Origin of the sequence: Castellaniella sp., from assembly GCF_034675845.1 — a bacterium.
Lineage (GTDB): Bacteria > Pseudomonadota > Gammaproteobacteria > Burkholderiales > Burkholderiaceae_B > Castellaniella.
In genome coordinates, this window is record NZ_JAUCCU010000001.1 from 1,671,028 (window position 1) to 1,684,360 (window position 13,333).

Genomic DNA, 13,333 nt, shown 5'->3' on the forward strand with positions numbered 1-13,333 from the left:
TTCGGGACATCCCGTGGTGTTGGAAAGAGATACACTTAAAGCTTCTCTTTTGCTATCAGGTTCCGCCGTGAATGCCCCCACCCCTGCGCCTGTGCGCGCCACTGCCACCGCTGCTTCTTCCGCCACCCGCAATGGTGCCGAAATCCTGCTGGACACCCTGGTGAATCTGGGGGTGGACACGGTGTTTGGCTATCCTGGCGGCGCGGTGCTGCCGCTATACGATGCCTTGTACGCTGAACCGCGCATCCGCCATATTCTGGTGCGCCACGAACAGGCCGCCATGCATGCCGCCGAGGGTTACGCCCGCACCACGGGCCGCCCAGGGGTGGTGTTCGTCACCTCGGGGCCGGGGATGTCCAATACCACTACGGGGCTGCTGGATGCCTTGTGCGACTCTATCCCTGTGTTGTGCATCAGTGGTCAGGTGGCCACCAGCGCCATCGGCACGGATGCTTTCCAAGAGTGCGATGCCGTGGGCATTTCCCGCCCGGTCACCAAGTGGAACGCCCAGGTGCGCCGTGCGGAAGATATTGCCGATTTGGCTGCAAAGGCCTTGCGCCTGACCCAGTCCGGGCGGCCCGGTCCGGTGCTGCTGGATTTCCCCAAGGATCTGCAGATGGCGCCGGTCGCCCCGGAACACGCCTTGCCTGCGCCAGAAACGGAGATTGCCACCGAGGCCTTCCCGCCCCAGACCGAAGCCGCCATCAAGCGCGCCGCAGCCCTGATTGCGCGGGCGCGTCGGCCAGTTTTCTATGGTGGGGGCGGCCTGATCAATTCCGGGGTGGATGCCTGCCAGGCGTTTCGCTCATTGGTGCAGGCCACGGCGGCCCCTTGTACGCTGACCCTGATGGGCTTGGGCGCATATCCGGCGGGGGATAGCCAGTTTCTGGGCATGCTGGGCATGCACGGCACCCTGCAGGCCAATCTGGCGATGCACCATGCCGATCTGATCATTTGCATCGGCGCCCGCTTTGATGACCGCATTACCGGGCGTCTGTCGGACTTCTGCCCGCATGCCGACAAAATTCACCTGGATATCGATCCGGCCTCGATCGACAAGGTCGTGCGTGCCGATGTGGCTCTGGTGGGGGATTGCTATCCCTTGCTGCGTGCCTTGCATAAGGAATTGGGCCAGTATTCGCTGGAAGCCATGCGGCTGGATGATTGGTGGCAGCGCATCGGGGTCTGGCAGGCCCGTGATTGCCTGAAAGTCGAACCGGCAGCGGATGTGATCCTGCCGCAGGATTTGATGCAGCGCGTCAATCATCTGCTGGCCGGGCGCGATGCCATTGTGGCCACGGACGTGGGACAGCACCAGATGTGGGCCGCCCAGTACATTCGACTGGACCGCCCCAACCGTTGGCTGACCTCGGGTGGGGCAGGCACCATGGGCTATGGCTTGCCTGCCGCGATTGGCGCCCAGGTGGCCCACCCCGATAAGCCGGTGATCTGCATCAGTGGCGATGCCTCTGTCCTGATGAACATCCAGGAATTGGCCACCGCCATGCAGCACAAGGCCCCGGTCAAGCTCATTCTGTGCAATAACGGCCACATGGGCATGGTGCGCCAGTGGCAGGAACTCATCCACGAAGGCCGTTACAGCCATAGCTATAACGCTTCCCTGCCGGATTTCGTCGCCCTGGCGGCGGCCTTCGGCTGGGGGGGCGCACGGGTGGATCATCCGCGCGATCTGGATGCTGCGCTGGCGGCCTGCATGGCCCACGATGGCCCGTATTTCCTGGATGTGGCCGTGGTGCCGCTGCAAAACTGCTTCCCCATGATGCCTGCCGGGTACGGCCATCAACAAGTGATGCTGTCTGAAGACACCTGGTATGTCGAAGAATAAACGGCAGCCCTGATTCGCGCCTGCGGCGCCCGACCCGGTAACCGCGTTGCGAATCAGGTCTGCTTCGTGTTAGAAACACAGGGATCAATCACCACGCCGTGGTCTCGGTCTTTGCGACAGTGCATCAGAACCGTCAATGCTGTATCCCCAGGAGACAATATGCTACACACCAAGAAAATCGCCGGCTGGTTGGCCGCCTTTGCACTGACCGGCCTCAGCGCGGCTGCCCCTGTCTTGGCCGAGACGCCTCTGAAAATGGCCTATGCCTTATCCGAGAATTCGCACTATGGGGCGGGCGCGGCGGCATTTGCCCAGGCACTGGAAGCCAACAAGTCGGATTTCAAGGTTCAGCAGTTCCCCAACAGCCAGTTGGGTGGCGAGCGTGAAGTCATCGAAGGGCTGCAGCTGGGCACCATCGACATGGCCATCGTCTCCACTGGCGCCACGTTGAATTTCGTCCCGCAGACCGGGGTGTTCGATATTCCGTTCTTGTTTCGCGATCTGGATCACGCCCGCAAGGTACTGGATGGCAAGATCGGCCAGGACATGCTGGCGGCATTCCCCGAGCGCGGCCTGGTGGCGCTGGCATGGGGCGAACAGGGCTTTCGTCATCTGACCAACAATATCCGCCCAGTCAAGGAACCCGCCGACATCAAGGGCCTGAAGATCCGCACGACTGAAAACCCCATCCACATCGCCGCCTTCCGCGAACTGGGTGTGCTGGCCACGCCTATGGCCTGGCCTGAAGTCGCCACCGCCTTGCAGCAAGGCACCATCGACGGCCAGGAAAACCCCCTGTCTGTGATCGTTTCCGTCAAGATGTGGCAATTGCAGAAATACCTGTCGCTGACCGCGCACGTGTATGCACCGGCATTGATTTTGATTTCGCCCTCTGTCTATGACGGCCTGTCCGATGCCGATAAGGCCAAACTGAAGGAGGCTGCCCTGGCCGGTGCCCAAGCCATGCGCCAGTTTGTCGACAAGGTCGAAAAAGACGGTCTGGAAACGTTGAAGGAAAACGGCATGCAGGTCAATACCGTGGACCATGCTGCCTTCGTCAAGGCGGTCCAGCCGGTATACCCGCAATACTACAAACAGTTCGGCCAGGAATTGGTCGAGTCGATCCAGAACACGCAATAAATCATGCGCGTGCTGGGGCTGATTGATCGGGGCTTGTCGCGGCTGGTTTCCTGGGTGGCCCAGGCGATGTTGTGGTCTGCCGTGGCAGCCGGGTTTTATCAGGTCCTGGCGCGGTTTATTTTGCAGTCGCCTTCGGCCTGGTCTGAGGCCTGGACGCGTGCCGCCATTATCTGGGCGGTGATGCTGGGGGTGTCGCTGGCGTTTCGCCAGGGCGCCATGCTGGGGGTGGACTTGCTGCACAATCTGCTGGCGCCGCGCCGTGCGCGCTTGCTGGAACACCTGGTGTTGCTGATTGTGGTGGGATTTCTAGGGTTTCTGATCTGGATCGGGATCGATATGACTTGGCGCGTGCGCTTTCAGTCTACCCCCAGCTTGGGGATATCGATCTCCTGGATTTACCTGTCTATTCCGGTGGGGGCGACTTTATCTTTATTTGGCGCCTTGTCCTATTGGGCAGAAGATTCCCGCGTGCCGTACGTTGAAACCGTTTAGGGGCTAGATCATGTCACAACTCATGGTCGTGTCCATGTTGCTGTTTTTCGGCCTGACGGTGCCGGTGGCCGTGTCCATCGGACTGGCCACCATGGTCGGGGTGGGCTTTGACGGTCATATTACCTGGCTGGTGATTGCGCAGCAGCTGTATGCCGCCCTGGATAAATATCCATTGGTGGCCGTGCCGTTTTTCATCTTGGCCGGCAATCTGATGGAGGCCGGCGGCATTTCCGAACGCATGGTCGAATTCGCCAAAAGCGTGGTTGGCGGGATGCAAGGCGGGCTGGCCTGCAGCTGTGTGCTGACCTGCATGATTTTCGCGGCGGTGGCAGGCTCCAGTGTGGCCACGACCTTTGCCGTGGGGGCGATTTTGATCCCCGCCATGGTCAAGGTCGGCTATCCGGCACCCTTTGCGGCGTCCCTGCAGGCATCGGCGGCGGAACTCGGTGTGATTATTCCGCCGTCTATTCCCATGATTCTGTATGCCGTGTCCACGGATACCTCGGTGGGCGAGGTCTTTATCGCTGGCATAGGCCCTGGGATATTGATTGTCTTGGCCCTGATGGGTTATGTGTGGCTGTATGCCCGGCGCAATGGCCTGGGCAAGCATGATGGCGATGGCCGACTGCCTTTATGGGCGTCCTTCAAGCGCGCCTGGTTGGCGCTGTTGATGCCGGTCATCATTCTGGGGGGAATTTACGGGGGGATATTCACACCCACCGAGGCCTCCGCCGTGGCGGTGGTCTACGCTTTGTTCGTCGGCGTCTTTGTCTATCGCCGACTGTCGTTTGCGGCGCTGGGGCGGACTTTTCATCGCTCGGTGGTGTCCACCGCCATCATCATGTTCATCATTGCCAATGCCGGGGTATTCGGTTTTCTGCTGAATCGTGCCGGTGTGCCGATGGCCCTGGGCGAATGGCTCAGCCATCTGTTCGGCAGCGAGATCACCTTCTTGTTGGGGGTCAATGTAGCCCTGTTCTTTATCGGCATGTTCATCGAAACGTCCGCGTCCATCGTGGTGCTGGCGCCTTTGTTGCTGCCGGTTGCGATGCAGTTCGGGGTGGACCCGGCGCATTTCGGGGTGATCATGGTGGTCAATCTGGCCCTGGGCATGGTGACGCCGCCTTTTGGCGTCAACCTGTTTGCCGCCTGCACGGTGGCCAAGGTTCCCATCGAGCGCCTGGTGCGGCCCCTGCTGCCCTTTGTGGGGGTGGTGGTGGTCTGCCTGTTGGTGATTACGTATTGGCCGGATCTGGCGCTGTATTTCAGGGATCTGGTGTATCGCTAGAAAAGCAGGTTCAAAACACGGCAAATATAAGTAATATGTTCTAAGCACTATTCTGGTGTTGTTGCGATGGTTTTGATCCCTGAAACCGGGTGTTCAGACGGGCTGCCGATAAATTTGTGGATCACATAAAGCAAGGCTTTCCTGCGGCTGATGGATGGTTCAATTCTTCAAGGAATTCATCATGGTTAAAAATATCCTGGGCCTGCTCGCTGTGGCGGTCGCAGTCGTTGTTCTTCTTCCCACCACAGTGGGCACCCCCGTCACGGGGGCGGTGGCCATTGCTGCGGTGCTCTTGGCACTGGGTTTGGTCGTGGCGGGGGTCAAAACTGTGCCGCAGGGCCAGCAGTGGACCATCGAACGTTTTGGCCGTTATACCCGGACCCTGACTCCTGGGCTTGGCCTGATCATTCCATTCATTGATGTGGTGGGTACAAAACTCTCCATGATGGAATCCGTGCTGGATGTGCCTGCCCAGGGTGTTATTTCAAGCGACAACGTGGCCATCACCGCCGATGCGGTTGTGTTCTACCGGGTGGATGATGCCGCTGCCGCCGCCTATCAGGTAGAACGCCTGGAAGACGCCATCCTGAATCTGTCTACCACCAACTTGCGCTCGGTATTGGGTTCCCTGGAACTGGATGCCATGCTTTCAAACAGAGAGGTCATCAATGCCCGGCTGCTGGATGCCATGGATGCGGCGACCAGCCCCTGGGGCGTGAAAATCACGCGGGTTGAAATTCGCGACTTGTCCATGCCGCCTGAAATTCAGGATGCCATGAAGTTGCAAATGACCGCCGAACGCAAGCGCCGCGCCATGGTGACCGAAGCCCAAGGCAGGCGCGAAGCCGAAGTCGCGATCGCTGAAGGGGAAAAAACCGCTGCGGTGCTGCGCGCAGAAGGCGAGCGTGAGGCCGCTTTCAAGCTGGCCGAGGCCCGGGAACGCGAGGCCGCAGCCGAAGCCCGCGCCACCGAAGATGTGTCCCGCGCCATTGCGGGGGGCAATGAACAGGCAGTCCAGTATTTTCTGGGTCTTAAATATGTGGAGGCCCTGAAGGAAATCGGCACGGCCAATAACAGCAAGCTGGTGCTGATGCCGCTTGAAGCCAGCGGCATCACCGGTGCCGTGGCCGGGATTTCCGAACTGCTGAACCATAAAAATCAGCCGTGATGGACGATTTTCTGATTAATGCCAGTACTTGGGTCGTGCTGGGCGCGGTGCTTTGCATCCTGGAAGTCTTTGTTCCTGGCGGATTTTTGCTGTGGCTGGGTGTGGGAGCCTTGGCGACCGGGATTTTGCTGGGCATTTTTGATCTGAGCCATTTGCCTTATATTTTGATGGTCTTTGGTCTTTGCACATTGATCAGCGTCGCCCTGGGCCTGTTCGCTCAAAAACGGAAAAAAGAGACGCATGTTCCGGTGGTGAATACAGGGCTTTCCGCTTATGTGGGGCGCAGCGCGACGGTATTGCGGGTAGACGGCGGCTTGAGAATCGCTGTGGATGATAGTTCCTACCCGGCAACTTGCGTACCGGGCGTTCAATTAAAAGTTGGCGATACAGTGCATATTGTTCAGGTCACGCCTGATCGTGCTTTTTTAGTGGAGCCGGTGGGCAGGACATATTCAGAGAATCTTTAGCTGACCGCCCAGTTTTCTATTTCTAGTGCAGGCACACGTGCGAATTCCGACGTATTGTTGGTCACCAGGATCAGGCCTTCGCTGCGTGCATGTCCGGCGATGTGCAGATCATTTACGCCGATGGTTTGACCCTGTTTTTCCAGGGCGGATCGGATGGCTCCGTAATGTTGGGCAGCCTTTGTACTGTAGGGCAATATTGCTAGTCGGCTGCAGAAATCTTCGATCACCGAAAGATTTTCGCTGACACGATTGCTTTTTTTCTGCACCATGTAGAAGTTCAGCCAAGGTGATGGTTGAAATGGCCATGCGGGTGGCATTGGCATTAAAACAGGCCAGCACTTCGATGGGCCGCTGCTTCAAGACGTAGATGACGATGTTGGTATCCAACAAATAACGCAGCATCAAAGCGATTCTCGCTCTGCCTGGTTTTGGTCGGCACGATCTGGCATGAAATCGTCACTGACGGTCGGGCCGTTCAGGAAAAAGCTATCCCAGGTTTGGCCGACAGGTGAGATGATGCGTTCGTTTCCTTTTGCCCGGATTTCTACCTTATGTACGCCTTCAGGCAGGCGTACATCGACAGGAAAACGCACTGCCTGGGTGCGGTTATTGATGAAAACGGTGCCAATGGACATCTGATAGTTCCTTGATGATGCGTGTATATGGCAATCGTATATAGCAAGGTCGCCTTAGTCAAGCCCGAGGCGCTTTGAGTCAGAAAGCAGGCCCATCGTCATCCGTTGCAGCGACGGCTTTCTTTGGGGCCGCGGCTTTCTTGGGCGCGGCCTTTTTGGCGGTGGTGGCCTTCGTTGCAGGTTTCTTGGCAGCAGCGGTCTTGGTTGCCGTGGTCTTGGTTGCCGTGGTCTTGGTTGCCGTGGTCTTGGTTGCCGTGGTCTTGGCTGCTGTTTTCGCCGCTGTGGCCTTGCCTGCCGTGGCTTTAGCCCCCGCCTTGGGTGCGCGCGCCTCGAATTCAAAGCCGACCTTGCCGTCTGGCTGCAGCACCAGATAAGCCTTGAATTTGCGGTTGGTGCGGCTGGAGACAAAGCCGTCGAACAGGTCTGTTTTCCCGGTTTCCAGCAGCTTTGTGACCTGGGCGGCGGCGATTTCCTGCTGCAGGATGATCTTGCCGGTGCGGAACGTGCAGGCTTTGTTGGGGCCGACGGCGTGTTCGCAGACGTAGTTCATGCCGTATTCAAAGACCCGGCCCTGGCATTTCGGGCAGGCGCCCAGGGACGTTTGGCCAGAAAAATCGACAGGTTCGGTGTCTTCATCTTCTTTTTGGCCAAAGTCGAACTCAAGCTTGAATTCGTCGGTGATGCGCAGCACTGCGGCAAAGGGGCGGCCCATTTTGCTGATGAAGCCGGTTAGTGGCCCCAGGGTGCGATTGGTCAGCAGTTCTTCGACCTCGGGGACCTCGAAGGTGCGTCCGCCGGGGTGTTTGCCGATGGAAAAATCGCAACCGGTGCAGGCATAGCGGCGATAGTTTTCCTTGACTACCGCGCCGCACTTGGGGCAGGGAGAGGTCAATGTGGCGTAGTCGCCGGGGACGGTGTCGCGTTCGTATTCTTTGGCGCGCTTGACGATGACCTGGGTCATTTGGGCGATTTCGCGCATGAAGGATTCGCGGTCCAGCTGGCGTTGTTCGATCAGCTTCAGCTGGTGTTCCCAGCCGCCGGTCAGTTCCGGCGAGGTCAGTTCATTGACCCCCAGACCGGCCAGCAAGGTCATCAGTTGGCGGGCCTTGGCGCTGGGGATCAGGTCCCGGCCCTCGCGGCGCAGATAGGTTTCGTTGATCAGCCCTTCGATGATGGAGGCCCGGGTGGCTGGTGTGCCCAGGCCGCGTTCGGACATGGCCTCGCGCAGGGCCTCGTCATCCACCAGTTTCCCGGCACCTTCCATGGCGGACAGCAGGGTGGCTTCATTGAAGCGGGCTGGGGGGTTGGTGACCAGGGCGCGGGATTCAATGTCTTCGGTGCGGACGGGTTCGCCGTCGGCCACCGCCACCAGCGAGGCTTCGTCGCCTTGGGCTTCCCGGCCATAAATGGCCAACCAGCCGGGCGACACCAGCACCTTGCCCTCGGTTTTGAATTGATGGCCCGATACCTGAGTGATGCGGGTGGTGATGCGGAATTCGGCGGCTGGGAAAAACACGGCCAGAAAGCGCCGGGAGATCAGTTCGTAAATCTTGAATTCGGCTTCGCTGAGCTCCCGGGGCACCTGCAGGGTGGGGATGATGGCAAAGTGGTCCGAGACCTTTTTGTCATCGAAGATGCGGCGATTGGGCTTGACCATTTGCTGGGCCACGGCCTGGGCGGCAAAGGGCTGTACTGAGCGTGCCACGCTGGATTCGCTATCGGCCAGCACTTGCATGGTCTGTTGCACGGTGCTGACGTAGTCTTGGGGCAGGTAGCGCGAATCGGTACGCGGGTAGGTCAGGGCCTTATGGCGTTCGTACAGGGTTTGGGCCAGCGCCAGGGTAGTTTTGGCCGAGAACCCGAAGCGTGAGTTGGCTTCGCGCTGCAGGGTCGTCAGGTCGAACAGGGCTGGGGACTGCTGGGTGCTGGGCTTGGATTCCTCGGTGACGGTGCCGGGTTGATCACGACAGGCGCTGACCACGCTTTGGGCGGCACTGGCGGACCACAGGCGTGAATCGCGTGCGTCGGGGTCTTGTTCGTTTTTCTTGAAGCTGGGATCGAACCAACGGCCTTCGTAGAGGCCGGCGGCCGCCACGAAGGTGGCGTGGATTTCCCAGTAGTCGCGGCTGACGAATGCGCGGATGCGGTCTTCGCGTTCCATCACGATGGCCAGCGTGGGGGTTTGCACGCGGCCTACGGGGGTCTTGAAAAAGCCGCCGTCCTTGCTGTTGAAGGCGGTCATGGCGCGGGTGCCGTTGATGCCGACCAGCCAGTCGGCCTCGGCGCGCGAACGAGCGGCGGCCTCCAGGGGCTTCATGGTCTCGTCGTCACGCAGATTGGCAAAGGCCTCGCGGATGGCGGCCTGGGTCATGGACCGCAGCCACAGACGCTGGACAGGTTTTTTTACCCCGGAATATTGCACGATGTAGCGGAAGATGAGTTCGCCCTCGCGGCCCGCGTCACAGGCGTTGATCACGGCATCGACGTCCTTGCGCTTCAGTAGCTTGACCAGCAGCTTCAGGCGTTCGGCAGAGCGCTTGTCGGTGGGGCCGAGCTCGAATTTCGGCGGGATCACCGGCAGGTGAGCGAAGCTCCATTTGCCGCGCACAGGGTCGTTGGGTGCCACCAGACTGAGCAGGTGGCCCACGCTGGACGACAGCACGTATTGTTCGCTCTCGAAGTAGTCGCCTTCGCGGGTGAAGCCACCCAATGCGCGGGAGATGTCCAGGGCAACCGACGGTTTTTCAGCAATAATCAGGGTTTTAGTCATGTGATTCCATAGGTGGCCGTTTTGCGACCACAATAGCGCGGATCATACGAGGGGGCACCGCACCATGCAAGTCAACGCGTTCTGGCAGGCTACCGGCAGTCAGGCTGAATGGCGCCACACTCTGGTCCTGGGCATCAGTCTGCTGGCGGTTTTGCTGGCAGGTTCGGCCCTGGTGTTCTGGGTGGCGGCCAACTGGCCCCGGATGGGACCGCAGACCCGGCTGTGGCTGGCCCAGGGGGTGCTGGCCCTGGTGGTGTTGCTGGCGGCTGGCTTGGCGCTGCGCGGCAGCCGCTGGGCTGGCCTTTGGGCCGGATTTGCGGCATTGCTGAGCGGTGCTTTGCTGGCCCTCGTGGGTCAAATATATCAAACCGGTGTAGATCGCTGGCAAATGTTTCTGCTTTGGGCTGTTTTAGTCACGCCCTGGGTCGTGTTGTTCCGGACGGTTTTCTTGGTGTCGCTGTGGGTCTGCCTGCTGAATCTGGCGTTATGGCTGTGGGCGGGTGGCAGGACGCCGTCCGAGGGCTGGCTGTGGTTGGATGTCGACATGCCGCTGGAACTGCTGGCCTTGTTGTTGCTGAATGCGGGCTTGTTGGCGCTGGCTGAATGTCTGCAGCGATTTTTCCATGATCCCTGGTATTTAGTCCGGCGTGTCTTGGTGCTGCTGTTATTGGGCGCTTCCTTGATGTTGGCGTTGCAAGGGGCTTGGTCAATCGGTGATGCCGATTGGGTATTCGGGGCGATTGTCAGCCTGTTGTTCACGACGGGTCTGGTTGGCATCTATCGGTATTGGCGCACGGATCTTGCCGTGGTTGCCCTGTCCTTGCTGGCGGGCATCGGTGTGGTGGGGACCTTGCTGCTCAGCGGCCTGGACTCGATCGGCGGGGTGCTGGGGGTGGCGCTGTTGCTCCTGGTCCTGATGTGGCTGGCCGTACGGTATATGTTGCGGCTGCAGCAGGCCCTGCGCGGTAGCGTGCAGGGCAGCAATCCGGAAGCTTCGCCAACCTGGCACCTGACGCTGTTGCGGGCGGGAGCCATGATGCCTGTCGTGCTGCTGCTCGGAATCTGGCTGGCCATCAGCTTTGATCTGGAATCCGCCACGGAGGTGCTGGGAGTCGGCATCGTGCTGTTGCTGGCGGGCGTGGGCATGGCGCGCTGGACCAAGCTGGGGGCGGAAATCAGTGCGGTGCTGGCCGTTCTGGGCTTGTTGTTGTGTGCGGGGGCGGCGCTGTTTTTAATGGAAGCCCCTGCCGATCGGTTTTGGCAGTTGGCCGTGCTGCTGCTGTCGGGGGGCTTGGTGTATGCCCTGGTGCCGCAATTTGCAGTCCGCTTGATTGCGGCTAGCCTGGTCCTGTTTGCGGGTCTTTGGGTGTTGGTGGTGTCTGAACTGGGTTTTGATGGCCATGGGGATCGTGCCGGGCTGGTTTCAGCCTGGCTGGCGGTTCGCCTGTGGGGCCTGTTATTCCTGGGGACGGGGCTGTGGGTTTGGGCCATGGCCTCGGACAGATCCAGGCTGCATGCTGGCCAGCCTGTCTTGTGGTGGCCTTTGGCCTGGGCCTTGATGGGGATGGCGGCGGCGGTGGCCTTGTCGGTGCAGATCACAGGACAGGCGCCGCAGCAGGTCTGGCCCATGACGGGGCAGTTATCGCTATTGTTGTGCGCCGCTTTGCCGGGCCTGTTGCTGGCGGCCTGGATGGCCAGCGCCCGGCCTGCTTTGCCGCAGGGGTGGCGGATTGGGGTGCCCTTGGCGATTTTGCTGGCGGGCCTGGGCTGGCTGATGATACCTGCCCTGTCCGTGGCCCTTGGTTGGCTGGTGCTGGGGCGGCTGTCGGGTCGGCGCGGCCTGCAGGTACTGGCGGTGCCGCTGGGGCTGGCCGGTCTGTTTGCTTACTATCAGAGTTCGGTGGATGGCTTGACGCTGTTGGATAAAGCGGTGGTCTTGGGGGCGCTGGGGCTATGGCTGGCAGGCTTGGCGCTGGCCCTGCAGCGCTGGCCTCAGGGGGTCGGCACTGATCAGGCAAGCCCTGGACACACGGCGGGTCATGGCCGACAGACGATCTTGGCCTGGGCCGGCTATCGGGCGTTGGGTGTTTTGGCCGGAGGCGTCTTGGTGCTGGGGCTGATACAGACGCAAGTCACGCGCTACGAGTCTATTTTGACGGGCGGGCATCCAGTGATCCTGGCGCTGGTGCCGGTTGATCCTCGGTCTCTGATGCAGGGCGATTACATGGCTTTGGATTATGCGGTGCGCCAGTCGGCGGATGATTGGCTGCGCGTGCAGCCCAGACTCGAAGAACGCGGCACAGGCCATGGCTGGCTGCTGCTGCGGCCAGATGCGCAGGGTGTCTGGCAATTGCAGCAGGTATTGATGTCACCGTTGCCGGGGCAGCGTGCCTTGTCGGGCGCGTCGGCCGACCATTTGGTGGCGGAGTCCCTGGATACTGTGGCAGTGGCCGTGCGCTGGACGGATGGGCGCATGGATTTTGGGGCCAGCAGTTGGTTTTTTCCGGAAGGCCAGGATAGCCATTATGCGGCTGCCCGTTATGGCTTGCTGCGGGTGGCGGACGACGGTACTGCGTTGTTGGCCGGTTTGCTGGATAAGGACCAGCAGCCTTTGTAATCAGCTGACGAAACGCTGCGCCCATTGGGCGGTGGCGGCGGGCCAGAAAGCCTCCAGGCTGGACACGGACAGGGGGGTGAAGCCCAGACCAACCCAGGCCTGTTGCAAGGCAGCCAGCGGCTGACAGAGGTCCAGGGCGGGGGCGTGGTTTTGCTTCGACAGTTTATGTCCCAGTGGGTCGAGCAGCAGGGGCACATGCAGCAGGCGCGGACAGGGCAGGCCCAAGGCGCGGGCCAGCTGCCGCTGCCGCGCACTGGAATCCAGCAGATCGGCGCCGCGCACAATGTCGGTAATCCCCTGCAGACCGTCGTCTACCACCACGACCAACTGGTAAGCCCATAGGCTGTCCGTGCGGCGAATGATGAAATCCCCCACCGTGGCGGCTACATTCTGTGATTGGCTGCCCAGCCAGCGATCCTGAAAGGCCTCCACTCCGGGCTCTACCTGAAACCGCCAGGCAGGCTGGGAGTGTGGCTGGGGAAGGCCAGGGTTGCGCCCAGGCCGACAGGTGCCGGGATAGGGACCAGACGGCGGCAGCTCGCGCCGTCGGCAGTAGCAGGCATAGGTGCGTCCGGCTGCGTGCAGTTGATCAAAGGCCTGTTGATACAGCGGATGGCGGCGGGTCTGCCAGACCGGGGCTGCATCCCAGTGCATACCCAAGGCCAGCAACTGTTGCAAAATCAGTTGATCCGTCCCCGGAATGCAGCGGGGTTCGTCGATATCTTCGATCCTGACCAGCCAGCGGCCCGCGTGCGCCCGGGCATCCAGATAGCTGGCCAGCGCCGTCACCAGCGATCCCGCGTGTAGCGGGCCACTGGGACTGGGGGCGAATCGGCCGGTGTAGCCCTGGCGGGTCAGTGCCGGGTGCGGGGCTGAGCGGGTATCCGCATCGGGAGGGTGGTGTTGCACC

Annotated in this window: 10 protein-coding genes and 1 pseudogene; 7 read left to right on the forward strand and 4 right to left on the reverse strand. The window is 60.7% G+C overall.

Going from position 1 to position 13,333, the window contains the following annotated elements; all coding sequences use genetic code 11:
• Positions 1 to 67: 67 nt before the first annotated feature.
• From ilvB to VDP81_RS08130, 6 genes are all read left to right on the forward strand, one after another.
• Complete coding sequence (gene ilvB / locus VDP81_RS08105) at positions 68 to 1,846, forward strand: biosynthetic-type acetolactate synthase large subunit (protein WP_416233220.1); 1,779 nt, start codon at positions 68 to 70, stop codon at positions 1,844 to 1,846.
• Between the two features lie 159 nt (positions 1,847 to 2,005).
• Positions 2,006 to 2,986, forward strand: coding sequence for a TRAP transporter substrate-binding protein (locus VDP81_RS08110; protein WP_323012009.1), 981 nt, complete (start codon positions 2,006 to 2,008; stop codon positions 2,984 to 2,986).
• Between the two features lie 3 nt (positions 2,987 to 2,989).
• Complete coding sequence (locus tag VDP81_RS08115; RefSeq protein ID WP_322995841.1) at positions 2,990 to 3,478, forward strand: TRAP transporter small permease; 489 nt, start codon at positions 2,990 to 2,992, stop codon at positions 3,476 to 3,478.
• Between the two features lie 10 nt (positions 3,479 to 3,488).
• Positions 3,489 to 4,766: a TRAP transporter large permease gene (locus tag VDP81_RS08120; RefSeq protein ID WP_322995842.1), complete on the forward strand. Its 1,278-nt coding sequence runs from the start codon at positions 3,489 to 3,491 to the stop codon at positions 4,764 to 4,766.
• A 181-nt stretch (positions 4,767 to 4,947) separates the two neighbouring features.
• A complete protein-coding gene (locus VDP81_RS08125; protein ID WP_322995843.1) occupies positions 4,948 to 5,934 on the forward strand; it encodes an SPFH domain-containing protein in 987 nt (328 codons plus the stop codon).
• On the forward strand, positions 5,934 to 6,401 hold the full coding sequence (locus tag VDP81_RS08130) for an NfeD family protein (protein WP_323012010.1): 468 nt from the start codon (positions 5,934 to 5,936) through the stop codon (positions 6,399 to 6,401). The genes VDP81_RS08125 and VDP81_RS08130 overlap by 1 nt, the downstream gene beginning before the upstream one ends.
• Here VDP81_RS08130 and vapC read toward each other — a convergent pair.
• From vapC to VDP81_RS08150, 3 genes and pseudogenes are all read right to left on the reverse strand, one after another.
• Positions 6,398 to 6,803: pseudogene (vapC, locus tag VDP81_RS08135) on the reverse strand (type II toxin-antitoxin system tRNA(fMet)-specific endonuclease VapC). The gene VDP81_RS08130 and the pseudogene vapC sit on opposite strands and share 4 nt — an antisense overlap.
• Entirely contained in the window at positions 6,803 to 7,036 is a 234-nt protein-coding gene (gene vapB, locus VDP81_RS08145) for a type II toxin-antitoxin system VapB family antitoxin (RefSeq protein ID WP_322995846.1), read from the reverse strand. Before vapB ends, vapC begins: the two are co-directional and overlap by 1 nt.
• A 79-nt stretch (positions 7,037 to 7,115) precedes the next feature.
• Positions 7,116 to 9,806, reverse strand: a complete 2,691-nt coding sequence (locus VDP81_RS08150) for a DNA topoisomerase III (protein WP_323012011.1) — start codon at positions 9,804 to 9,806, stop codon at positions 7,116 to 7,118.
• 64 nt (positions 9,807 to 9,870) lie between these two features.
• On the opposite strand from VDP81_RS08150, the gene VDP81_RS08155 reads away from it, so the two are divergent.
• Positions 9,871 to 12,423, forward strand: coding sequence for a GDYXXLXY domain-containing protein (locus VDP81_RS08155; RefSeq protein WP_323012012.1), 2,553 nt, complete (start codon positions 9,871 to 9,873; stop codon positions 12,421 to 12,423).
• On the opposite strand, the gene gluQRS is transcribed toward VDP81_RS08155, so the two are convergent.
• Positions 12,424 to 13,332 carry a tRNA glutamyl-Q(34) synthetase GluQRS gene (gluQRS, locus tag VDP81_RS08160; RefSeq protein ID WP_416233221.1) on the reverse strand — a complete coding sequence of 303 codons (909 nt, stop codon included), beginning with the start codon at positions 13,330 to 13,332 and terminating at the stop codon, positions 12,424 to 12,426.
• Position 13,333 lies beyond the last annotated feature (1 nt).

Coding starts and splice junctions, on each gene's coding strand:
- VDP81_RS08110 (WP_323012009.1), top strand. CDS start 2,006: ATGCTACACACCAAGAAAATCGCCGGCTGGTTGGCCGCCTTTGCACTG.
- VDP81_RS08115 (WP_322995841.1), top strand. CDS start 2,990: ATGCGCGTGCTGGGGCTGATTGATCGGGGCTTGTCGCGGCTGGTTTCC.
- VDP81_RS08120 (WP_322995842.1), top strand. CDS start 3,489: ATGTCACAACTCATGGTCGTGTCCATGTTGCTGTTTTTCGGCCTGACG.
- VDP81_RS08125 (WP_322995843.1), top strand. CDS start 4,948: ATGGTTAAAAATATCCTGGGCCTGCTCGCTGTGGCGGTCGCAGTCGTT.
- VDP81_RS08130 (WP_323012010.1), top strand. CDS start 5,934: ATGGACGATTTTCTGATTAATGCCAGTACTTGGGTCGTGCTGGGCGCG.
- vapB (WP_322995846.1), bottom strand. CDS start 7,036: ATGTCCATTGGCACCGTTTTCATCAATAACCGCACCCAGGCAGTGCGT.
- VDP81_RS08150 (WP_323012011.1), bottom strand. CDS start 9,806: ATGACTAAAACCCTGATTATTGCTGAAAAACCGTCGGTTGCCCTGGAC.
- VDP81_RS08155 (WP_323012012.1), top strand. CDS start 9,871: ATGCAAGTCAACGCGTTCTGGCAGGCTACCGGCAGTCAGGCTGAATGG.